The 25,228-nt window shown below is 36.2% G+C and carries 27 protein-coding genes; 1 reads left to right on the forward strand and 26 read right to left on the reverse strand.

Going from position 1 to position 25,228, the window contains the following annotated elements; all coding sequences use genetic code 11:
* Positions 1-61: 61 nt before the first annotated feature.
* The 25 genes from xerC to ACSYSF_RS04775 all read right to left on the reverse strand — a co-directional run bounded on the left by xerC (position 62) and on the right by ACSYSF_RS04775 (position 23,724).
* On the reverse strand, positions 62-1,000 hold the full coding sequence (gene xerC / locus ACSYSF_RS04655; protein WP_489868375.1) for a tyrosine recombinase XerC: 939 nt from the start codon (positions 998-1,000) through the stop codon (positions 62-64).
* 32 nt (positions 1,001-1,032) lie between these two features.
* On the reverse strand, positions 1,033-3,171 hold the full coding sequence (gene topA / locus ACSYSF_RS04660; protein ID WP_489868376.1) for a type I DNA topoisomerase: 2,139 nt from the start codon (positions 3,169-3,171) through the stop codon (positions 1,033-1,035).
* Between the two features lie 125 nt (positions 3,172-3,296).
* Entirely contained in the window at positions 3,297-4,163 is an 867-nt protein-coding gene (gene dprA, locus ACSYSF_RS04665; RefSeq protein WP_489868377.1) for a DNA-processing protein DprA, read from the reverse strand.
* Between the two features lie 48 nt (positions 4,164-4,211).
* Entirely contained in the window at positions 4,212-4,973 is a 762-nt protein-coding gene (gene rnhB, locus ACSYSF_RS04670) for a ribonuclease HII (RefSeq protein ID WP_489868378.1), read from the reverse strand.
* Positions 4,963-5,838: a ribosome biogenesis GTPase YlqF gene (gene ylqF / locus ACSYSF_RS04675; RefSeq protein WP_489868379.1), complete on the reverse strand. Its 876-nt coding sequence runs from the start codon at positions 5,836-5,838 to the stop codon at positions 4,963-4,965. Before ylqF ends, rnhB begins: the two co-directional genes overlap by 11 nt.
* A gap of 21 nt (positions 5,839-5,859) precedes the next feature.
* Positions 5,860-6,081 carry a YozE family protein gene (locus ACSYSF_RS04680; RefSeq protein WP_489868380.1) on the reverse strand — a complete coding sequence of 74 codons (222 nt, stop codon included), beginning with the start codon at positions 6,079-6,081 and terminating at the stop codon, positions 5,860-5,862.
* Positions 6,081-6,695 carry a YpmS family protein gene (locus tag ACSYSF_RS04685; RefSeq protein WP_489868381.1) on the reverse strand — a complete coding sequence of 205 codons (615 nt, stop codon included), beginning with the start codon at positions 6,693-6,695 and terminating at the stop codon, positions 6,081-6,083. Before ACSYSF_RS04685 ends, ACSYSF_RS04680 begins: the two co-directional genes overlap by 1 nt.
* Positions 6,696-7,568, reverse strand: a complete 873-nt coding sequence (locus ACSYSF_RS04690) for a GDSL-type esterase/lipase family protein (protein ID WP_489868382.1) — start codon at positions 7,566-7,568, stop codon at positions 6,696-6,698. It lies immediately after the preceding gene.
* Between the two features lie 114 nt (positions 7,569-7,682).
* On the reverse strand, positions 7,683-8,528 hold the full coding sequence (locus ACSYSF_RS04695) for a DegV family protein (RefSeq protein ID WP_489868383.1): 846 nt from the start codon (positions 8,526-8,528) through the stop codon (positions 7,683-7,685).
* Positions 8,529-8,700: 172 nt separating this feature from the next.
* Positions 8,701-9,567, reverse strand: coding sequence for a DegV family protein (locus tag ACSYSF_RS04700; RefSeq protein WP_489868384.1), 867 nt, complete (start codon positions 9,565-9,567; stop codon positions 8,701-8,703).
* Positions 9,568-9,746: 179 nt separating this feature from the next.
* Positions 9,747-10,163 carry a MarR family winged helix-turn-helix transcriptional regulator gene (locus ACSYSF_RS04705; protein WP_489868385.1) on the reverse strand — a complete coding sequence of 139 codons (417 nt, stop codon included), beginning with the start codon at positions 10,161-10,163 and terminating at the stop codon, positions 9,747-9,749.
* A 37-nt stretch (positions 10,164-10,200) separates the two neighbouring features.
* Positions 10,201-10,842, reverse strand: a complete 642-nt coding sequence (locus tag ACSYSF_RS04710) for a copper homeostasis protein CutC (protein ID WP_489868386.1) — start codon at positions 10,840-10,842, stop codon at positions 10,201-10,203.
* 105 nt (positions 10,843-10,947) lie between these two features.
* Positions 10,948-12,642, reverse strand: a complete 1,695-nt coding sequence (locus ACSYSF_RS04715) for an NFACT RNA binding domain-containing protein (RefSeq protein WP_489868387.1) — start codon at positions 12,640-12,642, stop codon at positions 10,948-10,950.
* A gap of 5 nt (positions 12,643-12,647) precedes the next feature.
* A complete protein-coding gene (gene ribF / locus ACSYSF_RS04720; RefSeq protein ID WP_489868388.1) occupies positions 12,648-13,595 on the reverse strand; it encodes a riboflavin biosynthesis protein RibF in 948 nt (315 codons plus the stop codon).
* A gap of 64 nt (positions 13,596-13,659) precedes the next feature.
* Positions 13,660-14,571: a tRNA pseudouridine(55) synthase TruB gene (truB, locus tag ACSYSF_RS04725; RefSeq protein WP_489868389.1), complete on the reverse strand. Its 912-nt coding sequence runs from the start codon at positions 14,569-14,571 to the stop codon at positions 13,660-13,662.
* Positions 14,572-14,683: 112 nt separating this feature from the next.
* Positions 14,684-15,043: a 30S ribosome-binding factor RbfA gene (rbfA, locus tag ACSYSF_RS04730; RefSeq protein WP_489868390.1), complete on the reverse strand. Its 360-nt coding sequence runs from the start codon at positions 15,041-15,043 to the stop codon at positions 14,684-14,686.
* 39 nt (positions 15,044-15,082) lie between these two features.
* A complete protein-coding gene (infB, locus tag ACSYSF_RS04735; RefSeq protein ID WP_489868391.1) occupies positions 15,083-17,308 on the reverse strand; it encodes a translation initiation factor IF-2 in 2,226 nt (741 codons plus the stop codon).
* A gap of 11 nt (positions 17,309-17,319) precedes the next feature.
* Entirely contained in the window at positions 17,320-17,625 is a 306-nt protein-coding gene (locus tag ACSYSF_RS04740; protein WP_489868392.1) for a YlxQ-related RNA-binding protein, read from the reverse strand.
* Positions 17,615-17,914 (reverse strand): RNase P modulator RnpM, encoded by a 300-nt coding sequence (gene rnpM / locus ACSYSF_RS04745; protein WP_074427336.1) that lies wholly within the window; start codon positions 17,912-17,914, stop codon positions 17,615-17,617. The genes ACSYSF_RS04740 and rnpM overlap by 11 nt, the downstream gene beginning before the upstream one ends.
* 12 nt (positions 17,915-17,926) lie before the next feature.
* Positions 17,927-19,069, reverse strand: coding sequence for a transcription termination factor NusA (gene nusA / locus ACSYSF_RS04750; protein WP_489868393.1), 1,143 nt, complete (start codon positions 19,067-19,069; stop codon positions 17,927-17,929).
* Between the two features lie 17 nt (positions 19,070-19,086).
* Positions 19,087-19,773, reverse strand: a complete 687-nt coding sequence (locus tag ACSYSF_RS04755; protein WP_489868394.1) for a ribosome maturation factor — start codon at positions 19,771-19,773, stop codon at positions 19,087-19,089.
* 165 nt (positions 19,774-19,938) lie between these two features.
* Entirely contained in the window at positions 19,939-21,324 is a 1,386-nt protein-coding gene (gene mgtE / locus ACSYSF_RS04760) for a magnesium transporter (protein WP_489868395.1), read from the reverse strand.
* A gap of 23 nt (positions 21,325-21,347) precedes the next feature.
* A complete protein-coding gene (locus ACSYSF_RS04765) occupies positions 21,348-22,265 on the reverse strand; it encodes an RluA family pseudouridine synthase (protein ID WP_489868396.1) in 918 nt (305 codons plus the stop codon).
* 1 nt (position 22,266) lies between these two features.
* Positions 22,267-23,085, reverse strand: coding sequence for an NAD kinase (locus tag ACSYSF_RS04770; RefSeq protein WP_489868397.1), 819 nt, complete (start codon positions 23,083-23,085; stop codon positions 22,267-22,269).
* A gap of 21 nt (positions 23,086-23,106) precedes the next feature.
* Complete coding sequence (locus ACSYSF_RS04775) at positions 23,107-23,724, reverse strand: GTP pyrophosphokinase (RefSeq protein ID WP_489868398.1); 618 nt, start codon at positions 23,722-23,724, stop codon at positions 23,107-23,109.
* A 309-nt stretch (positions 23,725-24,033) separates the two neighbouring features.
* On the opposite strand from ACSYSF_RS04775, the gene ACSYSF_RS04780 reads away from it, so the two are divergent.
* A complete protein-coding gene (locus tag ACSYSF_RS04780) occupies positions 24,034-24,648 on the forward strand; it encodes a DsbA family protein (protein WP_489868399.1) in 615 nt (204 codons plus the stop codon).
* A gap of 61 nt (positions 24,649-24,709) precedes the next feature.
* Here the strand turns inward: ACSYSF_RS04780 and ACSYSF_RS04785 are convergent, their stop codons facing one another.
* Positions 24,710-25,228 carry a YfcE family phosphodiesterase gene (locus tag ACSYSF_RS04785; RefSeq protein ID WP_489868400.1) on the reverse strand — a complete coding sequence of 173 codons (519 nt, stop codon included), beginning with the start codon at positions 25,226-25,228 and terminating at the stop codon, positions 24,710-24,712.

The following is a 25,228-nucleotide window of genomic DNA, read 5'->3' on the forward strand; positions in this document are numbered from 1 at the left end:
TCCACAATCTTCGCATCTTTACAATAATCATACCAAATAAAATTGGTAAATACCAATTTTATTAATCGTCAGATTGTTCTGAAGCTCTAGGAAAAAAATTGCGGTAACTTTGTTGCAAAGCATCTGTTGTCACGTGGGTATAAATCTGCGTTGTACTTAAACTACTGTGACCCAGTAATTGTTGTACGGTACGTAAATCAGCTTGATTATTTAGTAAATCCGTTGCAAATGTATGTCGAAACATATGTGCTGTGACATCTTGTGTTAAACCAGCTTGTTTACCAATTTGTTTCAGAATATACTCAACGCCAGCCGTTGTTAAGCCATTTCCACGTTGATTTAAAAACAAATAATCATTGGCTGCCTTTTGTTTTTCAGCTAGAATAGGCCGACTATTTGCCAAATATTCATTTAGGGCGTCTAATGCATAGTGTCCAAATGGGACAACCCGCATTTTATTTCCCTTTCCAGTAATCGTCACCACACATGCTTGCCGGTCAACCGTCTGTAACGTCATACCGACAATTTCAGAAACACGCGCACCTGTCCCATATAACATTTCTAATAATAACCAATTACGAACACCTAATGTTGAATGATCCTGCATAACAACATCAAACATACTATTTAATTCCTGATGATAAAAATATCTTGGCAAATGCTGACCAAATTTTTGTAATGTTATGCCAATAAACGGATTTTCATCTACGATTTCATTATTAATCAAGAAACGATAAAAACTCCGTAATGAGCTAACTTTCCGGGCAATCGTCCGCGCATCATCACCTTTTTCATATAAATCAGATAAAAACACTCGTACATCAAAAGTAGTTATCTTACTTAAATCAATTTCTGAGTCAGGTTGTGTGCCAGCTAGAAAAGTAAGAAATTCTGTTAAATCGCTTTTATAAGCTTTTTGAGTTTCAACAGAATATTGTCTTTCAATACGTAAATAATCTAAAAAAAGTTGTTTAGCATTTTCTGTGTCTTTTGAAACCATGATGACTCCTTTAACTTAACAGATGCAATTGCTTAATTATTTTTGACTTCTTCTTTTTCGCCCTTTTCGTCTTTTTCATCTTCTTTAGGCGTTGTGCCATCAGGTAGAGTGTGTTCATTTGGCTTATCCCATGAAACAAAATCACATTCAGGATAGCGTGAACAACCATAGAATTTGCGACCACGTTTTGTCTTACGTTCAACAATTTGACCGGTCTTACACTTAGGGCACAATAGGCCAATTTCTTCTACAATCGTTTGCGTATTACGACAATCTGGGAAACGTGAACAAGCGTGGAACTTACCATATCTACCTAATTTAGTTAGCATAGGTGCACCACAAATATCACAGTCATAACCAGCTAATTCATCTTTTAGAACAACCTTTTCCATTTCCTTTTCAGCTACTTCTAATTCCTTAGAAAATGGTGTAAAGAAGTCGTCCACTACCTTAACCCAGTATTTCTTACCAGCTTCAACACTATCCAAATCTGCTTCAACTTGCGCAGTAAATTTAATATTAGTAATATCTGGGAAAAATTCTTGTACTGTATTTTGAACCAATTCACCTAACTCAGTTGGCACAAATTTCTTGTTGTCTAACCGCACATATGCACGCCGTTGAATAGTTTCAATTGTTGCCGCATACGTCGATGGTCGTCCAACCCCATTCTCTTCAAGTGCTCGAACCAGCGTTGCTTCGGTATAACGTGCTGGTGGCTGGGTAAAGTGTTGTTCTGGTGACATGGTTACCATATCAACTTCGTCGCCTTCAGTAAGCTTTGGTAATTTATTGTCTTTATTTTTAGCAGCTGGATAAGCTTTTGTAAATCCAGCAAATTTAGTCTGTGAACCATTTGCTTTAAACGTCACACCATTTTGCTCGATTGTTACTGCCATGGTAGCTAAAATTTCTGGTGCCATTTGACTAGCAACGAAACGTGACCAAATTAATTGATACAATTTAAATTGATCATTAGTTAATTTGTCCTTAACTGATGCTGGCGTTCTGAATACTGAAGTAGGTCGAATTGCCTCATGGGCATCTTGAGCACCTTCTTGTTGCTTACCCTTAACTGGTTTAGTAGCAAGGTAATCTTTACCATATTCTTCATCGATAAATGTTGTTGCTTCTGCTTTAGCCGTATTAGACAAACGAGTTGAATCAGTACGCATATAAGTTATCAAACCAACCGTACCATTTTTGCCACCCAAATTAATTCCTTCATACAATTGTTGGGCAGCCATCATTGTTTTACGAGTTTTGAAATTCAGTTGCGTATTAGCCGCTTGTTGCATGGTTGATGTCGTAAATGGTGGTTGTGGATTACGCTTACGATCTTTAGTTGAAACTTGAACCACGTTAAATGGTTGCTTCTTATCAATTTTAGTTAGCACATCTTGGACAGCATTATTATCTGGCAAAGTTGTTTTTTTACCATCAAGACCATAGAAAGTAGACTTAAATTTTGTCCGTCCCTTTTTAAACATTGTATCTAATGACCAATATTCATCAGGCTCAAAAGCTTGAATTTCTTGTTCACGTTTAATAACAAGACCTAGCGCAATTGATTGCACACGTCCAGCAGACAAACCTTTTTTAACTTTCTTCCATAGAATAGGTGATAATGAATAACCCACCAAACGATCTAAAATGCGGCGCGCTTGTTGTGCGTCAACTAAATCCATATCGATTTTACGTGGATGTTTAAAAGCTTCTTTAACAGCATCCTTGGTAATCTCATTAAAAACAACGCGATTATCACTAGCTTCAGAATCTAAATCCAGAATATATGATAAATGCCAAGCAATTGCTTCTCCTTCACGGTCCGGGTCGGAAGCCAAATAGACATGTTTAGCAGCCTTTGCTTCTTTCTTTAAGGATTTAATAACATCCCCTTTACCACGAATATTGATATACTTTGGTTGATAATTATTTTCAATATCGACCCCCATCGTTGATTTCGGTAAGTCACGAATATGACCCACACTAGCGACGACTTTATAAGTTTTACCTAGATATTTTTCAATTGTCTTCGCCTTAGATGGTGACTCCACAATAACTAAATTTTTCTTTTGTTTAGCTTTGCTTTTCGCTCGAGTCTTGGTTTTAGTTTTTGTAGCTTTCGCCGCACGCGTCTTTTTTTCTTTATCAGCAGTTGTTGAAACCATTTGCGTGCACCTCTTTTCTTGCAATTTATTTTTATTTTCTAATTAGTCTTTATACCTAACAGTATTGTACTATACACTATCAACCTAAATTTTGCCAAATACTCATTGATTAATCTTTTAACAAATCAGTAAAAATTTGCAAACTCTAATACAATTTGTTCCGGTGTCAATATTGGCGTAGCACCAGCCAAAATTAACTCATTGGTACCTTGCGAAGTACCTGTATCAATGCGTCCAGGTAATGCCATAACACTTCTATTTTGTTCAAGAGCCAGCATTGCTGTTATCAACGATCCCGAACGTTTTTGCGCTTCAATCACCAAACAAACTTGACATAGACCAGCAATAATTCGATTCCGTTCCGGAAAATGTTCTCGTTTTGGTCCTTCCCAAGGCAAGTATTCAGATAATAATAACCCATTTTCAGCTACTTGTTGTTGTAAAAAGTCTGAACGTTTAGGATAAACAAAATTTAAGCCAGTGCCAATTACCCCAATCGTATTGCCACCATTATGTAACGTATATCGATGCGTCCATTCATCAATACCTAAAGCCAAACCAGATACGGTTGTTAACCCAGCATCGACCAAATACGGCAACCAACTTTGTAAAATCTTTTTACCATATATTGTCGCTTGGCGTGCGCCTACAATAGCTACTAATGGTTGCTTTAATAATGCCAGATTTCCTTGATAAAACAAACAAACCGGCGCATCAACACATTCTAATAAATACTTCGGATATTCCTCATCACAGATTGTAATAAAAGAAAATTTTTGTACTATTTTAAATTGGTGAACCCAATTTTTCTGATAAAACCAGGTATAAATAACATTTTGCTTTTGCAAACTAAGTCGACTTAATTTAACTACTATATTAATAGAAACACTATCCATTTTATGCATACTTATATACTGCCAAATTCGATAACGGCCCTTTATTGTTAAACCAGGAACCAATAATAACCACAATAAAAAATCACGTTGTTTCATGTAACCACCTCAATAAAAGAGACGCTCACCAACGTGATTTGTCTATTATTATAAATGTTTTTTGACAGGTGCAAATGTTCGCCGATGAATGGGGGTTACACCTAAAGTTTTTAAGCCATTTAAATGCTCAGTAGTACCATAACCCGCATTACGTTCAAAACCATAACCCGGATACATTTCAGCATACTGGCGCATTAAATCATCACGATAATTTTTAGCTAAAATTGAAGCTGCACCAATTGAAATACTACGATCATCGCCCTTAATTAATTTTTCTTGTGGTAAATCCAAATCAACGGTCATCGCATCAATTAACAAACCATCAACTGGTGTTTTTAACCCTTCAATAGCTTTTTTCATCGCAACACGTGACGCTTCGTAAATATTTAGTTGATCAATTTGCTCTGCCGCAACCACGCCAAAAGCAAAATCGACTACTTGTTCACGCAATTCATGATCAATCGCCAGCCGTGTTTTTTCACTTAACTGTTTGGAATCATGAACAATGGGCATATTGAATGAACCATCAATCACAGCAGCAGCAGCTACTACAGGGCCAGCCAACGGTCCACGACCAACTTCATCAACGCCAGCTACACGTAATCCTTGTTGCCATGCTTCTTTTTCAAAAGATAACCGTTGTTCAAAGGCTGCTTGCTGTTTAATCATTTTCGCTTGCTGCTTTTGGTACTGTTCTAACAATTTTTTTACACCAACACGCTCGTCTTGTTGCCAACGTTCAAAATCAACAGTTGTTGGTTGATTTTTTAAAGCGTTTTTAATATCAGCAATTGTCTCCCTACTCGTCATCAGTAACTTCACCAATATTATCAGTAGGTAATTCTAGCGTATAACGTCCTAACTTACCTCGTCTTAATTCTAATAACAAGCGCTCAGATGCGCGGTCATAATCATCTTTAAAGCCTAATTTTTCCGTAATTGTCAACAAAATATCAACATCAGACATCTCATCCCAAATTGTTGGCTTCAAATGATATCGCGATGTAATTGCATCTGGGTTATAGTCTCTAAAAAACTTTAAGGCAGCTAATGCAATATCGTCTAAGTTTATTAGTTGATCCTTAATCGCACCCGTCATCGCCAAATGTTGGCCAACCCGTTGATCAGTAAATTTAGGCCAGAGAACACCTGGTGTATCAAGCAATTCCAAATTCGTTGGGGTTTTCAACCACTGTAATTTTTTAGTGACACCAGGTCGATCGCCAGTAATAGCAACATTTTTGGTCACAAGGTGGTTCAATAACGTTGATTTCCCAACATTAGGTATACCAGCTACTAAAGCTCGGATAGCTTTGTCTTGAACACCTTTTTCTGCTAGATTGGCCCATTTATCAGCTAACACTGAACGGGCTGCTTTGGTAATAAGCTGGGGTGTTTTATGACCACGTGTATCCAATGACACAACAGTTAAACCTTGATTTTCAAAATAACTACGCCAGATTTTAGTTCTTTCAGGGTCCGCCAAATCAGTTTTTGTCATAATCAATAAACGTGGCTTATCTCCTAAAATTTCATTCAATTCTGGATTACGTGATGACATCGGGATACGTGCATCTACCAACTCAAAAACAATATCAACATGTTTTAAATTTTCTCGCATTAAACGAAATGCTTTGGCCATATGACCTGGAAACCATTGTATGATTTGCGACATTTTAAACTCCTATCATAATAACTACTCTTCTGATGCCTGATATTGAGACCATGCTTGATCAAAAATAGACATACTGTGCAAATATGAGGCATTTTCTTCTAAATATCGTGATACTAAATCAAAATTATCCGTATGTTTCGGAAATTGTGTATCATAAAATGCTGCATTGGCGAAATTTTCAACTTCATCACTTGTTACTGGATTTCGTTGTGTCATTAACCATTGAAAAAATGACCGTCTCATTAATCTGAAAATCCTCCTTTGAATACGAATTTATCGTTTTTTGGATCAATTTGTACTGCTTTAGCACGTACACCTTGCACTTTCGGTGCCTTTCCTAAATCAATTAATATCGTTTGCTTTTGTGCATCTAATGTTAACCAATTGGGTAAATCTAACCTTTTACCAAGATAATTCATAACAAACTTTACAGGTAATGGTAACTGCCCAACTGCAACCGAATCAGCGTGTAATAATATACCACCATTTTTAGTAACTTCCGGTGTCATTTTCATACCAAAATCAACCGACTGACCAAATAATTTATAAGTACCATACACCATCATACCCTGCTTTTGCATTTCAAAACGAAATTGCTTACGCAATGATGGATCAGCATTAATATATTTTTCAACCAGTGCATTTAATTCTTTACGACTAATGCTAACCTGAAAAGAAGCTTGACCAATTTCCGGCTGCGTATCAGTTACATGCTTATGACTTTGTGGTATATACAACATAGCAATACTAACAATCACTATGACAAGTAAAGTTCCTAAAACACCTTTGAAAATACCTTGTTTACGCGCCTTTCGAACCAACGCATCAGTATTTGATCGTATATTTTTTTGTCTCATTTACTTTTCCAACCATTCTTGTTTACTGTTTGACATTTTCTTAACTAATAATTGACTCATTTTATCATACCCGACATCATTAGGATGATAATGATCTTTTGCTGTAATGTATTCATTACGTTCTTTATTAATTTTTGACTGCAACGTTTTCGTCACCACGCGATTATTCAAAGAACCTCGATTAGCTTGTTTTGCTGACTCTCGTAATTTTTCACGCTCTTTTTTAGTTGTGTACTGGCCATACGTTAATGTCTTAAATGTAGATACATAATACACTTGAGCATCAGCTGAAGCTAAATTAGCATTGATATCATTATATATTCGAACATCTGCATTCAAGTCATCACGGTTAGCTAAATATACATATAGCGGGTTGTAATTACCAAATAGATAAATTGGTGCTTGATCATTATGTTTTTTCACAAACTTAATCAGCGACGTCAAATTTTCAGTATAATTTGGCATTTCTTTAGCAACATGATCAGTAACATCTTGCTCAGATTTCGCAAAAAGTGCTTTAAATAATGTTTGCTGTAGATCGTTGCCACCAACTGTCATCGTAATAACGTCGGCTTTTTTTATTTTTTTAATTGCTTTGGGATCTTGCTTAACACGCGTTAATATTTGATCAGATCGGTCACCCGCTTTACCATAGTTAGCTGTTTTAACCTTAACATTATATTTATCATGTAATTTGTCAGCCGTACGTTTAGTATAGCCTTGTTGATCAGTTGTATCACCAATTCCTTCAGTTAAAGAATCGCCGATTGCAACAAAATTAATCGACTTTTTATCGGCTGCCTGAACCGTTGATGTATTTACTAGAAATAACGTTGCAACTGCCGCTAAGCATAAAGAAATTTTTTTGTACATCTCGACGACTCCTTTCTATAAAGAATAACTTAATTTCCTATTTTACCATATTTCTAAAAAACACGAAAAATAGCGAGGCTAACTAGCCTCGCTATTTATTCATATTCAAATCAATTAATTTAACTGATAACTAAATCCAATTGCCCCTTCACCTGTATGCGTTGCAACAATTGGTGTTGTTTGTTGTAATACGATATCAATATCAGGGAACATTGCTTTTAGTTGTTCACCCAATTCTTTTCTTTTTTCTGGAATACCAGCTGTTGAAATACCGATTGCATGCACACCATTAGGAACTGATTGTAAGTAATCAGTAATCTTTTTAATATATGCCTTAGTTGATTTAACACCGCGACCCTTAGTTTCAACATTGATATCACCTGCAACAACATGCGCACCAACACGAATATTTAGCATACCCGCAATTAAACCTGCTGTCTTTGACAATCGACCACCGGCAACCAGATTATCTAACTTAGAAACCATGACATATTGTTCAGTCTTAGCCTTAACTGCTTCAATCTCCGCAAGTACTTCATCACGCGTTGCACCACTAGCAGCCTTTTCAGCAGCAGCCAACACAACTAAACCAAGTGAACGATCAATCAAATCCGAATCAACAACAGTGACATCCCCATCAACCATTCTAGCTGCTTGTCTTGCTGCATCAACAGATCCAGATAATCCCTTCGTTAAATGAATTGAAATAACTGATGAACCATCTGCAACCAATGGTTCATAGACTTCAGTAAAGACACCTAAAGCAGGTTGTGATGTTTTAGGTAAATCCTTAGCTGCTGCCATTTTATCCATAAACTCTACTGGTGTAATCGTGATACCATCTTGATATGTCACACCATCAATAATAATCGTTAATGGAATTGTTGTAATTTGATATTTTTCAACCTCTTCAGGCAATAACATTGCCGTTGAGTCAGTTACTATTTTTACTTGGGCCATACCTATTAATTCCCCGTTTTCTCTAATTCAATATACTTAAAATTATCGCATTTTTAATCTATTTTTTCAATTAACTGATATACAAAAACTGATAATCTAGTTTCTATAACTAAATAAAAACCATGATTATCAAAAACACCATATTTTATATTGGTACAACATCATTTGTTCATCAAAGTGAATCTGGGTCGCGTAACCAAGCCAATGCAAGCGCACCCTTTCCAAGGTGTGCACCAATTACTGGTCCAATGTATGAATATTCGATTAACATATCTGGATATTCTTTTTGTAGCTTGTCATGCCATGCTTGTCCTGCTTCCTCATCATTACCTTGAATGACGATTGCTCGCAAAGGATAATCAGCTTTTTCTTTGGCCTCAGCAAATATCTTTTCAGCACGGATCATGGCTTTCTTCATTGAGCGCACTTTTTCAAATGGCACAATATGATTAGTCTCATTGTCAAAAGTCAACAATGGCTTAATTTTCAACATTGTACCAATAAAAGCTGAAGCATTTGACAAACGACCACCACGCACTAAGTTTTGTAAATCATCAACAATAAAGCACTCATCAACTGTTGCTGATAATTTATCTAACGTACTGATAATTTCATCAATATTTTGACCCGCATTGGCCATTTGGGCTGCCTTCATGACCATGTGACCCATTAATCGGACGGTAATTTTTGAATCATAACCGTAGATTTTAAAATCATCAACCATATCCTTTAAGCCCGCAACCGTGCTAACCGTTCCTGAAATGGTAGATGCTAAATTAATGACAATGGCGCCATCGTATCCTTCTGCTTTTAGTGATTCAAATAATGTTAACCAATCACCTACTGCTGGTTGAGAAGTTGTTGGAAATTCTGATGAATTCATTAATTTATCATAAAATTCTTCAGTAGTGATATCGACACCTTCATGGTAAGTCACACCGTCAATAATTACTGGAATTGAAACAACTTTTATATTATATTTATCAATTTCTTCCTGACTCAAATATGCCGTTGAATCAGTAACGACTGCAAGTTTCATTTAATTAAATCCTTTCAAAGCCATTTAACGTTATTTACGTTAATTAACGTATAGGCACATACATAAACTATAATAAATAAATGCTAAAATAATGCTGTTTTGTGTATGTAATGACTTAGTACTCGGTAAATCATACCATAATTAACAAACAATTTCAGATTAGTTCTAGTACTATTCAGCTAAAGCGGTTTCTTTATCGATTGGTTGAGACGATTTAATAAAATTTGTAGCATATTTTTTTCTTCATCTGACCACAACTGAAAAGCTCTTTGCTGAAATTTCTCATAATGTTCATTAATTGTTTTTAGAACATCAGTGCCATCTAGCGTTAATTCATAACGCAATTGTCGATTATTATGACTAATAGATTCACTCATAATCAATGACTTTTTATTTAGTGCATGTAACTGTCGTGATAAAGTTGAATGATCTAACCCTGTTTCACTAGATAATTTATCTTGTGTATCAATTTTATCCGCTAACAAATTAAGTAGCTTCCATTCTGCAATGGTCACGCCACCTTCTTTAGTTATTGTTTTTAAAACAATCTTATATTGTTCTTCTACTTCTTTAAGAGCTTCAAAAATGGTTTTCATCTTACTATCTCCAAATTAATTACGTCATGGTTTAATATTACGATAAGGCAATAATTTTCGAACCATGCAATTCATCTACACCTAATTTTTGTGCAACATCAATCACATTATTATAAGTAATACCACCACCAGGCATTATAACCAAATTTTTGGGTGCCATCTTAATAATTTCTTGTAAATGGGTCAGTGTCTCATCAATTTTCTTATCTAATTGGCCACCATGTGTCAAGACACGAATAACACCGTATTGATTCAACCACCGCAACGCTTGCTCTTGGTAGTGATAATCAATTGCATCAAACGCCATGTGATAAACAACTTTCATTGGTTTTGCTGCTTCTATTAATTTAACCATATTTCTTTTAGCTAATCTAGCATTACCATCAACAACACCAAAAATCACAATTTTAACACCCAAACTCTTAAACAAAAGAATTGACTTACGCATGTCTTCAATTTCAGCGTTATTATAATTAAAATCACCCGCTCGTGGTCGTATCATCACCACTAAATCAACGTTAGCCTTTTGGGCAATCTGAACAGCTGTAACCACGGTTTTCCAATCTGGTGTTAAACCACCAACCTCTAAGTGAGCATTTAATTCCACTCGATTCACACCACTTGCAATTGCTGCTTTCATGGTTTTAATATCACCCAATGCAATTTCTTTTTTCATCATGATGCCTCGCTATAACGTTTCATTTTTTATTATATATCTTGTCTACTATAAGATACTAAAAAAGGCCGACTAATACACGTGATTAGTCTGACCCTTAATATTTTATTATTTATTTTGACGTAATTTTTGGACCATTTGACTATCAGGTGTTACTGCCATCGTTGTTTGACCTTCAAAAATCACAAAACCAGGTTTTGCTCCATTTGGTTTTCTAAGTCGCCGAACTGGTAGATAGTCTACTGGCACATTTGCTGAATCACGCGCTTTAGAGAAGTAGGCAGCTAACATAGCCCCTTCATATAAAGTTTCTTCTGCGGGTTCACTATCATGAATAATCACGTGAGAACCAGGAATATCCTTAGTGTGTAGCCAAATATCTGATTTACGGGCCGTTTTCATTGATAAACGCTCATTTTGTAAGTTATTTTTACCAACTTCAATTAAAGTCCCATCACTAGCATAAAACTTTTCCGGTTGGCTAACCTTAGTTTTTTGTCGCTTTTTATTTTGAACACGCAAATAACCTTCTTGAGTCAATTCATCTCGAATCTCAGCAATATCCTTAGGGGATGCAATATCAATTTGCGCTAACAAAGTTTCAAAATAATCAATTTCCTTTTGTGCCAAAGCAATTTGTGAATTTAAATACTTTACTGAGTTTTTTAACTTATTATACTTAGTAAAATATTTTTGCGCGTTTTGTGATGGCCCAATTTGATTAGATAATGGAATAGTCAGCATTTCATTATTATCATAATAATTTGGCAACTCAATTTCTGTCATACCACGTTTAATTTGTGACATATAAGTAGTCAATAACTCACCCTTAACACGGAATTCATCGGCATGATCTGCATTGACCAACTCATGTTGTTGCTTCTTTATTTTATTTTTGTTCTTTTTTAGCTCATTGCGAACCGTTCTTAAAACAATTGCTGCTTGCTGTTGCACACGATCATGTTCAGACTTTTCGGAAAAATATGAGTCCAACAATTCACTTAAATTATCAAAGTTAACTTTGTTGCCCACTAAAGTTTCCCATTTAAAGGGCGCAAAAGCAATATTTTTTTCAGTTGAAACTAATTGTGGTTCAGGTTGATCAAACTGATTTAACCAATTTTGTGCCAGGTTTAAAGCATTTCCTGAATGTTGTAAAACCGTTGCCAATTCGTTGGCAGAATCACGAGCAAACCCCTGAAAATGATGCTGAATCTCTTTAGCTAAGTCGTTGACTTTAGGATTATCCAAAATAATATTGGCTAACCCATCCAAACTTTTGAATGGATTAATGACATTTTGTTTTGGCGGCAAAATGTAAGTACCACCTGGCATCAATGTTCGCACACGATTCTGATCAGCTGGGACATGCTTTATTAATTCAATAATTCTTTGTGTCTCTTCATCAACCAAAAACAAATTAGAATGACGTCCCATCATTTCAAGAATTAAAGTTGTTTGCTCCTCATCACCTAATTCATCACGACCAGACGTAACAAATCGAATGATACGGTCATTTTCAACTTGCTCAACACGGATTAAGCGTGAACCCTCTAAATGTTTACGCAACATCATCGCAAAATTGGGTGCTGTCTGTGGATTAATATACTTAATACGTGAAATTTGGGCACGTGCAAAAGATGGATGTGCACTTAATAAGACTGGATAATTTTGCCGATTATGCCGAATAACTAAGAAAATTTCATTTTCATAAGGTTGATGAATTTTCATGATGCGACCACCAGCTAACGTTTCATTCAATTCTTTAACCATTGCATGTGTAAAAAGTCCATCAAATGACATATTCGCTATTTACCCTCCTTCTGTAAAAACAATCGTGATTGTCGTTCATCTTCTGCTAATTGTGCAACGAGTTCTTCTGCATTAGCAAACTTCACCTCACCACGTAAAAAGTGATACCACTTTATTTTGACATTTTCACCATATACAGACCGATGAAAATCAAACAAGTTAATTTCAACTGTTTTGGGACGGTTATCACCAAAGGTTACGTTGTAACCAATTGACGCCATCCCCGCAAACCAATCATCCCCAATTGCTAATTCAACAACATAAATTCCCACACCGGGTAATCTTTCCCCTGGTGTAGTCTCAATATTAGCAGTTGGATAACCCAGTTCACGACCTCTAGCCTCGCCGTGCACAATGACACCAGTCGTTTCGTATGGTCGGCTCAGTAATTTACGTGCCTCATCTAAATCACCAGTATCAATTAAATGACGTGTTAATGTTGAAGCACTCTCTTGACCATCGATATTAACTTGTTGTACTTCAATAACATCAAAACGCTCTGCAGCATATATTGGCAAGTGCGCCATATCAGCGTCAGCATTTTTAGCGCCATAAGTGTGGTCAAAACCAGCTACAACTGCAACTGCATGCAAATCAACCATATACTGGTCAACAAAATCTTGTGGCGATAACTGTGAAAATTCTGATGTAAAGCTTACAACATAGGTAATATCAACACCCAAAGATGCCAATATTTCCAATTTTTTAGGTAAGGTTGTTAAATAAGTAAGTGGTTGTTTATAAGTTTTAAATGCCACCGATGGATGGTGATCATATGTCAAAACAGCTAATTTTGTGCCACGCTTTTTTGCTTCCGTAGCCGCCTTTTCTATAACGGTACGGTGACCGGCATGTACACCATCAAAAAAGCCCATTGCTAAGACAATCGGTTCTTTTTTGATTTGGTCCGCTTTATATGGATGATGTAAATAAATAACTTCCATCACTAAGACCTTCTTTTCTTTGTATTCAATATATTAATCATAACATAAGATAATATTGCCCTTATTACTCAATTGAAAAAGTTCGATAAGCACGATATTGATTCTTATCCGCACGCCAATGAAAAACTGATTTTACTTCACCTTGATAAGTTAGAACAATCTTGTCTTGTACGGGTTCACATAGACTAGCTGGTTGACCAATTCCATGCTTTATTTGATCCCACTGAATGTCAGTCAATGCAACATGTGGGAATTTGGTTACAGCAGTTGCAATAGGCATTAACCAATCACCCAATTCACCCTCTGTTTGCATGCGTTCCGCTATATCATGTAGACTATGAGCATTTTCAAGCTTATACCCTCCAGCCGCTTCACGAGTTAATTGACTCATGACTGCCGGTACACCTAATTGTTTTCCTAAATCAACAGCTAATGTACGAATATACGTCCCCTTTGAAACTTTCGCAATAAACTTAAAAGTTTGAGTCTGTTCACTCTCATCAAAAACTATCTCAGAAGTTAACTCAAATTGGTAAATAGTGGCATGGCGTTCTGGCCGTTCAACACTTTCACCAGCACGAGCATAATCGTACAATCGACGGCCATTTACTTTAACCGCCGAATACATTGGTGGAATTTGAATAATATCACCTGTCAATTTTGCCATACCCTGTTTAATGTCAGCAACTGTAAATGGCTTATCTAAAGGTTGTGTTTCCACAACTTCGCCATCTAAATCTTCAGTGGTTGTTGCAAAGCCTAAAGTAATCGAACCAGTATAAGTTTTGCCGGCTTCTTGTAAAAACTCAATAGTCTTAGTTGCTTTACCTAATGCAATCGGTAAAACACCGTCTACATTTGGATCTAGTGTGCCAGCGTGACCAATTTTCTTCATATTTAAAATACGTCGCAACTTAGAAACCACATCATGTGAGGTCATCCCTGTTTCTTTATAGATTGGTAAAATGCCATCCATGTTATTCTCCTTAAAAAGCTATATGTATATTAAAGGGTCTCCCATACCACAGCATGTAGCAAAGAAAGACCCTTTTAATAATTATTTTAATGATTAGTCAAGTTATCCTAACTTAATCTTCATTTTGGTGCAATTGACGAATCAAGTCATCAATTTTATTACCATATTGTATAGAATCATCTTTAACAAACGTCAATTCAGGTGTTTTATAAATACGCAATCGTGAACCCAATTCTTTACGAATTAGTCCAGTAGCTGCATCAAGTCCTTCAGCTGCTTTTTTATTAACTGAAGCTAATTCAGACAATACACTATAAAAAACCTTGGCTTGTTGCAAATCACCAGTAACTTCTACACCCGTGACAGTTACACCTTCAATCCGTGGATCACGAATTCGCTTAAGCAACAAATCATTAACTTCACGTTGAATTTCCTGTTCTAAACGACCAACTCGAAAATTTTGTTGTGCCATATTAATTTCCTCCCATCAATATTGCGATTGCAATAAGGATTAACGTGGAATTTCAACCATTTCGTAAGCTTCGATTACATCGCCAACCTTTTCATCATTGTACTTCTCGATAGTCAAACCGAAATCGTAACCGTTCTTAACTTCTTTAACATCATCCTTGTAACGACGCAATGAACCAATCTTACCATCAAAAATAACAATACCATCACGAATCAAGCGAACTGAGGCTTCACGGGTAATCTTACCAGACATTACCATACCACCCACGATGGTTCCAACCTTAGATACCTTGAACAATTCACGAACTTCTGCAGTTCCAACAACTTTTTCTTCAAACTCTGGGTCCAACTGTCCCTTCATAGCAGCTTCAATCTCATCAATAGCATTATAGATAACACTGTGTAGACGAATCTCAACTTTGTCTGAATCAGCTTGTTGCTTTGCTTGTGGCGTTGGACGAACATTAAATCCGATAATGATGGCACCTGATGCTTCAGCAAGGGTCACATCTGATTCGTTGATAGCACCAACAGCCGTATGAATAATATCAACCTTAACACCTTCAACATCAATCTTACGGAATGAACCAGCCAAAGCTTCAACAGAACCTTGGACATCAGCCTTGATAATAACTGGGACTGACTTCATTTGCTTTTCAGCCATCTTACTAAATAGGTCTGAAACTGAAACAATGTTGTTTCGGTTACGCTCAGCGATAACAGCACGCTTAGCACGTTCTTCACCCGCTGCACGAGCTGTCTTTTCATCTTCAAAGACAACAAAACGATCACCAGCAGATGGCACATCATTCAAACCAGTAATTTCGACCGGTGTAGATGGCAAAGCTTCCTTAACACGACGGCCACGATCATTAGTCATCGTACGAACACGCCCATAAGTATTACCAACAACGATAGGATCACCAACATGCATCGTTCCTTGTTGAACTAGCACAGTTGCAACTGTTCCACGACCCTTATCCAATCGAGCTTCAACAACTGATCCGGCGGCACGCTTATTAGGGTTAGCCTTTAACTCCAAAACATCAGCTGTCAACAAAATCATTTCAAGTAACTCATCAATATTTTGACCAAATTTAGCCGAAATATTAACAAAGATTGTGTCACCACCAAATGATTCGGGAATTAATTCATATTGCATCAATTGATTAATAACATTGTCTGGATTTGCACCCGGCTTATCAATCTTATTAACAGCAACAATAATTGGTGTACCTGCAGCCTTAGCGTGATTAATAGCTTCAACTGTTTGTGGCATAACACCATCGTCAGCGGCAACAACCAAGACCGTAATATCAGTAATATCAGCTCCACGGGCACGCATTGCAGTAAAGGCCGCGTGACCTGGTGTATCCAAGAATGTTACCAAACGGTCATTTAACTTTGTCTGGTAAGCACCAATATGCTGCGTAATACCACCAGCTTCACCTTCTGTAACGTGTGAATTACGTAGGTAATCAAGCAATGTTGTCTTACCATGATCAACGTGTCCCATGATAGTAACAACAGGGGCACGAGGCTCCATGTTCTCTTGGTCATCATCGTCATCTTCAAAGAACTTATCCAAATCAGCAATATCAACTTCAACTTTTTGCTCAGCTTCAATACCGTAATCAGCTGCTAACAATTCAATTGTATCGGCATCCAATGATTGGTTTTGATTAACCATCACACCTAGCATAAACAATTTCTTGATAATTTCAGTTGCGTCACGATGGATTAATTTTGCAATGTCTTGCACGTTCATACCAACTGAGTAAACCAATGTTTCTGGTAATGGTTGGTCCTTACGAACAGTTGGTGCTGGGCGATGCTCATTATTATTGCGCTTACGACCAGGTCCCTTTTTACCACGACGATTGTTGTTACGGTTATTACCATTGTTGTTAAAACGACGATTCTTATTTTGAGAATTGCGGTTGTTATTATTGTTACGACCACCATTATTTTGTTGAGAATTGTTCGTTTTATTGTGTGAAGCACGATTATCCTCACGCTTATCATTCTTTTTTAGGTTGCTTTCTTTATGAGAAACCTTTGGCTCATTATTTGATTGAGCTTTTGCTGCCGGCTTGTGGTTATTACCCTGCTTTTTTTTGGCAGCATTTGTTAGTGTCTTAACCGTCTTATCATCCAATGTAGACATATGATTTTTGACTGGTATATTGGCACCGTTAGCAATTGATACTAAATCCTTTGATGAAATATTTAAATCTTTTGCCAACTCATAAACTCGCTTGGTCATATAATTTCCTCCTAATTATCTAAGTATTCTCGCATTTTTTTGGCAAATCCTTGGTCAGCGACGGCAATAACCGTTCGTGCTAATCCTGTTGCATCACCTAATTCTTGGCGTGTAAATGCTGTTGAAAATGGAACTTTATAACTTTCTGTTTTATCTGTGAATTTCTTTTTACTGGATTCACCACCATCAGCGGCAAAAAATACTAAACTTGCTTTACCAGAACGAACTGCACTTAAAACTAAGTCTTCACCAGTTATTAATTTTCCGGCGCGTCTAGCAAGACCTAATAAGTTTAATAATTTTTGTCTATTTTGCATCACCAAATAACTCCTTACGTGCTGCTTGATGGTCAACATAAGCAATTAAATCGTCATAAAACTGGTCATCAAGTTTCGTTTCGAATACTTTGTCAAAAATACGCTTTTTCTTTGCAGTTTCTGCCACTTCAACTGAGAGAGAGATGTACGCACCACGTCCATTTGCTCGATTTGATGGATCCAAAGTTACTTCACCTTCTGGTGTGCGCACAATACGAACTAGTTCCTTTTTTGGTACCATTTCCCCAGTAACAATATCTTTACGCATTGGAATTTTACGTGGTTTCATAAACGGTATCTCCTATTCTTCAGAATCGTTGTCTGAATCAAACTCAGTCATATCTTCATCATTATCATCTGCAACATCATCAAACATTGATTGTTCATTCATTGCTGCAATAACTTCATCACGAGCTGATTCTGGTTTAATATCAATCTTAAAGCCAGTTAAGCGGGCTGCCAAACGAGCATTTTGTCCACGCTTACCAATTGCTAATGATAATTGATAATCTGGCACAAGAACTGTTGCAGCACGGTCATTATTATTATCGAAGATAACTTCGACAACTTCAGCGGGATTCAAAGAATTTTTAATGAATTCTGCTGGATCTTCAGTCCATTCAACAATATCCATGTTTTCACCAGATAATTCAGTAACAATTGATTGCACACGAGCACCGCTTTGTCCAACCATTGTACCAACAGCATCTAAGTTTTCATTGTGTGAATAAACGGCAATCTTTGAACGATCACCAGCTTCACGAGCAATTGATTTGATTTCAACAGTTCCATCAAATACTTCAGGCACTTCAGCTTCGAATAAACGCTTAACCAAATCTGGATGAGTACGTGAAACGAACACCTGTGGTCCCTTCTTTTCATTCTGAACCTGTGAAACCAAAACCTTGATTTTATCACCCATTTGGTAAGACTCACTAGGCATTTGATCATTTGGCTTCATAGCAGCCATTTGATTACCTGGCAAAATAATGTATAGATAACGTGAATCTTCACGCTCTACTTCTCCAGTAATAATTTCATCTTCATAACCAACAAAATTATCATAAACTGCACCACGTTCTGCTTCGCGAACTTTTTGCATGATAATTTGCTTAGCAGTTTGAGCTGCTAAACGACCGAAATCTTTTGGGGTTACCTCAAACTTAATTTCATCACCAATTTCATAAGCCTTATTAATTTCAAGCGCTTCTGGTAATGTAATTTGTTCATAAGGTTCATCAATTTCATCGACAACTGTCTTTATTGCATAAACTTTGATGTTTCCTTTTTTACTATCAAATTGTACTTCAACATTTTGGGATTCATCATAATTTTTTTCATAAGCTTTCTTCAAAGCTTCTTCAAGGGCCTCAATTAAAACGTCAGCTTTAATCCCTTTCTCTTCTTCTAATGCATCAAGAGCTGATACTAATTCCTTACTCATTTTGTTTCTCCGTATTTTTAAAAATCATTTGATTGTTTTGCTTGGGCAACCGCACGTCGGGGCACAACAAATTCAACATCATCATCACTGGTAATTACTAAATTTTCTTCTGTTACTTGTGTTAGTTCACCCGAAAACTCTTTTTTACCATCTATTTTTTGATAAGTTGATACATGCACCAATTTATTCAGTGCCCAATCATAATCTTCATCACTGACTAATACACGATCTTGACTGATAGCAAGTTTAGCAGTTTTAACATTTACAAACGGTATCTCAATTAATTGATGTTTACCTTTTAATAATACATCCAATGTTAATTGCATGTCTTTAAATGCAACTAATTGACCCGTGAACATTTTAGAATCAGAAATTGCATCATATAATTCAATTTCAACAAACTTGCCAACTGCCCATATAAAGTTTTGCGGCTCTTTCAATTCACGATCCGCACCCGGTGATGAAACATCTAGAAGGTATGCTTGTGGGAATGGATCAGGTGTAATACTATCCAATTGTTCACTAATAATTTCAGTGAGCATCACCAAATCATCCATGTTAACTTCACCCTCAACGCGGTCTATAAGGACACGAAGGACAAAATCACTGTCCTGCTTTTCATACAGAACATCCCATAAATCAAAGCCTTTTGTTTCCAACACAGGTTTTAAAATTGCGTGAACGTCCTCTACAACTTTCGCCATTCTAAACCTCCCTTCACTTAACATTTCTAATCGATTTAATAAACTCCTTAAAAAAATGAGCGGCCAAGACATAAATCTGGCCACTCAATTAAGAGCATATTCATTAACATATTTAATAGTAGCATAAAACTATCATCTAAGCAAGTAATAGCATTGCTACTCCTATTAGTGCATCATGAATTTATCAATAAACAGCTTAGCAACATTAAAATAAATAATAACCGATGTTAAATCAGATAATGTTGAAATGAAAGGTCCTGAAGCAACAGCTGGATCAACACCAATTTTATCCATAATCATTGGTATAAAAGCACCCGCAACATTGGCGACTAAAATGGCTACGCCCATTGCTATACCAACAGCAATACCTAGTAGTAAATTATGTTTCCAAACTAAAATAACAAGGAAAATCGTAATACCAGCTACAACACCAATCATTAAACCAATTAATATTTCAATCATTAACGATTTAAAAATTGATTTCTTTTCTTTTAATGCAATTCCACGCACAGCTACGGCCAAAGATTGCGTACCTGCATTTCCAGCAGTTCCCGTAATTAACGAAATAAACACAGCTAAAACTGCTGTTTGGGAAACTAAATAATTATAACCGTCAATAACAGATGCGGTTCCCATTCCTAAAAAAATCAAACCAACTAGCCAAGGTAATCGCTTTAATGCTGACTTTAATGGATTATCTTCCAAAGTAACAACGTCAACACCAGCTAGTCGTGAATAATCTTCAGCAGCTTCGGCATCAATAACGTCAACAATATCGTCAACCGTAATCATACCAATCATTTGTTTTTTGGCAACTACTGGCAATGAAACAAAATTATAATCAGCCATAACTTTGGCAACATCTTCTTGATCATCTTCAGGACCAACCGTAATTAAGTTAGTGTCCATCACTTCAGAAATTTTCGCCGCATCTGGCCAAATAATTAATGATTTCAATGAAATAACACCAACTAAAGTGTCATTATCATCCAATACATAAATATAATTAATTTGCTCAGCTTCTTGTGCTGCTTTTTTGACACTAACCATTGCTTGGCCAATAGTCAAATTTTGATTAATTGAGATAAACTCAGTACTCATCAGAGAACCAGCAGTATCATCATCATATTTCAATAAGCGTTTAATTTCATCAGCACTGTCTTTAGGCATCAAAGACAAGTACATGGCCAATTCTTTGGCATCAATTTCTGATAACAAATCAACGGCATTGTCGGTATACATATTAGCCAACATGGTTGCTGCATAATGCGGTGACATTTCTGATAAAAGATCTTCAAATTCAACACTTTCAGGCTCTATTTCATCAAATATATCGGCTAATTCTAAGGGCGTTAACCATTCAATGATTTGATGGCGTAACTGTGATGTTAATGAAACATAAAAAATAGCTTGATCATATGTGTGTAATTCATCAAAGCTGTCTAAAAACGCCCCTTTTTCATTGTTTTCGATATAAAAAACTAAATGGTGGGCTTGTTCTGACAATTCATCACGCATATCTTCTGTTATTTCTTGCAATGTTTCCTTCATATTTTCCCCACAATATAACTAACTTATAATTTATCGATATCTTCATTCGACATATTTTGCAACAAAACAGCTTTAAAATCATCAGGTATTGGCGATTTAACATGTCGCTTCATTTCAATAAATGGATCATAAAATTCAAGCCAATAAGCATGTAATGCTTGTCTAGAAATTCCTCTATCCATTGGACCATCATAAATTTCATCCCCAATTAGTGGATGACCAATATATTTGAAATGTACCCGGATTTGGTGCGTGCGTCCAGTGTGTAACTGTACTTTAACCAATGTCTGATTATCCATACGTTTTACAACCCAATACTCAGTCTGTGACGGACGACCATCTTCACGTACTTCTCGTCGAATAAAATCATCATCCATTCTACCAATCGGTGCATCGATAAACCCGTGATCATCCGCTAAAACACCATCTACAATTGCATAATAACGCTTGTCTACTGTATGAGTTTGTAATTGTTTATCTAACAAACCATGTGCAAAACGGTGCTTAGCTAGCAAAGAAACACCTGAAGTAAATCTATCTAATCTAGTCACAACATGTGGTACTAAATCCTCAGCACCTTGGGCAATTAAATAGCCTTTCACTCGATTTACCATGGTCGTTTCACGGTCTGCTTTACCTGGCACAGACGTAATACCAGCTTCTTTATCTACTAACAACCAATTTTCATCTTCATATAGAATTGTAATTGGTAAATTAGAAGCTGCAACGACCGCATTAGATGTTTCGGGTGGCATATTAACTTCAACCAAATCACCTGGTTGCACATCATCCAATGTTCGCACCGGCTTTTGATTCAATAATACTTGACCACCACCACGTTTAATGATTGAAAACATACGATGTGATACACCACGTTTTGCTAAAAAGTTTTTTATGCGCAATGTTTCATCACTTTGATTTTGCCAACTAAAATGGGCCAATTTATCTTACCTCCGTACCAATAAAGCTGGCCTGAACACGGTGCCAAAAATGCATGTGTCGATATTCAGCGAATTGGATTTTTTGATCTGCAACCTTGAATGAAATCCAATCAATGTTAGAAGAAATTTTATTTAAATGATCATAGCTAAACGTAACTGCTGAACCATCGTTTTCTAATTGAATTTTGATAATTTCATGGTTACCAATAATTAATGGTGACCCTAGCGTTCTGAACACGCGACTATTAATAGAAGCAATTTCTGCTAATTGGATAGCTTGCAGACTTGGATGCATAACTGCACCACCAATTGCCTTATTATATGCCGTTGAACCAGTTGGTGTTGAAGCCGTCAAGCCATCACCACGAAAACGTTCAAAAAGTTCATTTTGAATGTAAACATCAGCTACCAACGTTCCCAAGGGTCGCTTGATAGCTGCCTCATTTAAAGCCAATACCTCTTCTTCATGACCATCTGTATAATGAATGGTTGCACTTAAAAGTGGATATTTAACTGTTTTAGCAGTTGTTTTCTGATTGACTAAACTTTCAACTAGTTCATCTAATTCAAAATATTGCCAATCGGCATAAAAACCTAGATGACCTGTGTGGACACCAATAAATCGAATTTTATCTAATTGATCTGTATAGTGATGGAAAGCACCAAGTAAGGTACCATCACCACCAACTGTTATAACCACTTCCGGATTATCATCATCAAATATTATCTTTCCTTCACCATGTACAGTTAGCTTTTCCTTTAATAACGAAACAACTGCTCGTGAGTGTGGTACGTTATTACTATATACAGAAATTCTCATATAGTAGTCCATCCTTTATTATTAACTATCTTTTGGTTTATCTAATGTATCTGCAAGGCCATTGTGCAATTCTGAAAATAGTCTATCTACTTCCATACTTAATTCCGCTGCATGTTTTAACTTTGCTTTCATTTCATCAGTATACTCACCATCAAATTTATAATTGATAGCATGCTCAATGGTTGCCCATACGTTCATTTGCATTGTCCGAACTTGTATTTCCGCCAACACCTTTTTTTCACCGCTGATTAATTGGACAGGATATTCAATGACAATGTGGTACGAACGATAGCCTGATGGCTTTTCATTCGTCACATAGTCACGTTCTTCTAAAATAACCATATCCTTGCGTTTACGTAATAAATCAACAACTTTGTAAATATCTTCTGTAAATTGCGTCATGATACGAACACCAGCTAAATCTTCCATATCTTGTTCAATACGATCCATGCTAATATGACGCCGAACAAGTTTTTCTTCGATGGCTGGAATTTCTTTGACACGCCCTGTTACGAACTCAATGGGTGTGTGAATACCAGCTATTTCAAAGTCAGAACGCATACCGCGCAACTTTACTTTTAATTCATTTACTGTTTGAACATACGGCTGTAGCAGTTGTTCCCATTCCTCACGTGTCATTTAAAATCCCCCAAATCATGTGCTTTGTGTTCTTTGCCACATTGTTAAATCACGCTATAAGCAAAAAAATTGTCGTACCAAGTACAAAATTATATAATCTAATCAGCTTGATATAACAAATACCACAACGCTTTAATTTTACAATTAGAATGAAGTTCTTGCCAGTATTATTTATAATCCATTTGATAATTGATATCAAACACTATTAGTAATTTTTGTTATAGCAAGAAAAATCATATAGACACACTATTAAGAATAGCGTACCATTGTCTGGTATGTAAAAAATGTTTTTGGAGGTTGTCACTTGTTATGTTAGAAGTGTACCACTTCGTAACCCCACTTTCAGAGGATAGTATCAGTTCAGAAAAAAAAGTTATTAATTACATTAAACAAACTTCACAATCTGTTTCATACCGAATGATACCAGTTGTTACGATGCAATCAGTTAGAGATACTTATCAAGAATTAAATGCTAATCATAAATTAAGTATAGATTATACCACTGTGGCTAATAGTCTATCACAACTTGCATTAGATACTAAAGCTGTTCAGTCACAAGGAAAAAAGGCTGCTAGAACCTTCTATTCAAAGATGCAAGAGGTATTATTATCAAATAAGGCTTACTCTAAGTCTTTAGTACTCGCAACGTTATCTAAATTAAATTTAGATACTAATCTATTTTTAGAAGATTACAATACGACAGCTACAATTGCTGCATTAAAATCTGATCAGAATATGGCTGCTTCTATGGCTGTCACAGATTATCCAACCCTGATTGTATATAATTCAGTTCAAGATGATTTTGCTTTTAAAACTTCAGATTTTTCAGCTAATGGCTTAACAAATATTTTTAATCAAGCTATTCAATCTAATACATTTAACTCTAATTTGCGCTTGGTCGATTATGAAGAAGGTAGCAATTAAATAATCTAAAAAAGCGAGACTGAGAATTTTATCTCAACCTCGCTTTTTTGTGTAGTACATTTTATCTATCAAACTCAAATGCTAAATCTGGCACTGGTTTCATATCTCTTGTATAAAATTGTACGCGGAACTTATCTGGTTCAACTGATAAGATAGCATACGTTCCCTTCAGGTATGCATAAGGACCTTTAGGCAAAGAAATTGAGCCTGGATTGATAAATAACTTACCATCAATCATTTCAGCCCCTAGTTTATGAGTATGTCCTGAAGTAACAATTTCAGCATCTTTGTTTGAAACAGCTTCTCTTAAATGATTTAATGACATTTCTGTATGGAATAAATGACCGTGCGTTTGATAAATCTTTATCGTATTATCCTCATAATCCCGATCATCTGGGAACATTGGATCACTATCCATATTACCAATTACTGGTAATAATGTATCAAATAATTCATCTGAACGATTTAACTCAGAATCACCATTGTAAAACATTGCTTTAACACTACCTTTGTAATGATTTACAAAGTCTACTAAAATTTGACGATCACCGTGCGTATCAGAAACAATTAAATAATCCAT

The organism is Weissella sp. ESL1139, from assembly GCF_058506735.1.

Bases quoted from the DNA above. Each gene is read 5' to 3' on its own strand.
- xerC (WP_489868375.1), bottom strand. From the start codon at position 1,000: ATGGTTTCAAAAGACACAGAAAATGCTAAACAACTTTTTTTAGATTAT.
- topA (WP_489868376.1), bottom strand. From the start codon at position 3,171: ATGGTTTCAACAACTGCTGATAAAGAAAAAAAGACGCGTGCGGCGAAA.
- dprA (WP_489868377.1), bottom strand. From the start codon at position 4,163: ATGAAACAACGTGATTTTTTATTGTGGTTATTATTGGTTCCTGGTTTA.
- rnhB (WP_489868378.1), bottom strand. From the start codon at position 4,973: ATGACGAGTAGGGAGACAATTGCTGATATTAAAAACGCTTTAAAAAAT.
- ylqF (WP_489868379.1), bottom strand. From the start codon at position 5,838: ATGTCGCAAATCATACAATGGTTTCCAGGTCATATGGCCAAAGCATTT.
- ACSYSF_RS04680 (WP_489868380.1), bottom strand. From the start codon at position 6,081: ATGAGACGGTCATTTTTTCAATGGTTAATGACACAACGAAATCCAGTA.
- ACSYSF_RS04685 (WP_489868381.1), bottom strand. From the start codon at position 6,695: ATGAGACAAAAAAATATACGATCAAATACTGATGCGTTGGTTCGAAAG.
- ACSYSF_RS04690 (WP_489868382.1), bottom strand. From the start codon at position 7,568: ATGTACAAAAAAATTTCTTTATGCTTAGCGGCAGTTGCAACGTTATTT.
- ACSYSF_RS04695 (WP_489868383.1), bottom strand. From the start codon at position 8,528: ATGGCCCAAGTAAAAATAGTAACTGACTCAACGGCAATGTTATTGCCT.
- ACSYSF_RS04700 (WP_489868384.1), bottom strand. From the start codon at position 9,567: ATGAAACTTGCAGTCGTTACTGATTCAACGGCATATTTGAGTCAGGAA.
- ACSYSF_RS04705 (WP_489868385.1), bottom strand. From the start codon at position 10,163: ATGAAAACCATTTTTGAAGCTCTTAAAGAAGTAGAAGAACAATATAAG.
- ACSYSF_RS04710 (WP_489868386.1), bottom strand. From the start codon at position 10,842: ATGATGAAAAAAGAAATTGCATTGGGTGATATTAAAACCATGAAAGCA.
- ACSYSF_RS04715 (WP_489868387.1), bottom strand. From the start codon at position 12,642: ATGTCATTTGATGGACTTTTTACACATGCAATGGTTAAAGAATTGAAT.
- ribF (WP_489868388.1), bottom strand. From the start codon at position 13,595: ATGGAAGTTATTTATTTACATCATCCATATAAAGCGGACCAAATCAAA.
- truB (WP_489868389.1), bottom strand. From the start codon at position 14,571: ATGGATGGCATTTTACCAATCTATAAAGAAACAGGGATGACCTCACAT.
- rbfA (WP_489868390.1), bottom strand. From the start codon at position 15,043: ATGGCACAACAAAATTTTCGAGTTGGTCGTTTAGAACAGGAAATTCAA.
- infB (WP_489868391.1), bottom strand. From the start codon at position 17,308: ATGACCAAGCGAGTTTATGAGTTGGCAAAAGATTTAAATATTTCATCA.
- ACSYSF_RS04740 (WP_489868392.1), bottom strand. From the start codon at position 17,625: ATGCAAAATAGACAAAAATTATTAAACTTATTAGGTCTTGCTAGACGC.
- rnpM (WP_074427336.1), bottom strand. From the start codon at position 17,914: ATGAAACCACGTAAAATTCCAATGCGTAAAGATATTGTTACTGGGGAA.
- nusA (WP_489868393.1), bottom strand. From the start codon at position 19,069: ATGAGTAAGGAATTAGTATCAGCTCTTGATGCATTAGAAGAAGAGAAA.
- ACSYSF_RS04755 (WP_489868394.1), bottom strand. From the start codon at position 19,773: ATGGCGAAAGTTGTAGAGGACGTTCACGCAATTTTAAAACCTGTGTTG.
- mgtE (WP_489868395.1), bottom strand. From the start codon at position 21,324: ATGAAGGAAACATTGCAAGAAATAACAGAAGATATGCGTGATGAATTG.
- ACSYSF_RS04770 (WP_489868397.1), bottom strand. From the start codon at position 23,085: ATGAGAATTTCTGTATATAGTAATAACGTACCACACTCACGAGCAGTT.
- ACSYSF_RS04775 (WP_489868398.1), bottom strand. From the start codon at position 23,724: ATGACACGTGAGGAATGGGAACAACTGCTACAGCCGTATGTTCAAACA.
- ACSYSF_RS04780 (WP_489868399.1), top strand. From the start codon at position 24,034: ATGTTAGAAGTGTACCACTTCGTAACCCCACTTTCAGAGGATAGTATC.
- ACSYSF_RS04785 (WP_489868400.1), bottom strand. From the start codon at position 25,228: ATGGATTATTTAATTGTTTCTGATACGCACGGTGATCGTCAAATTTTA.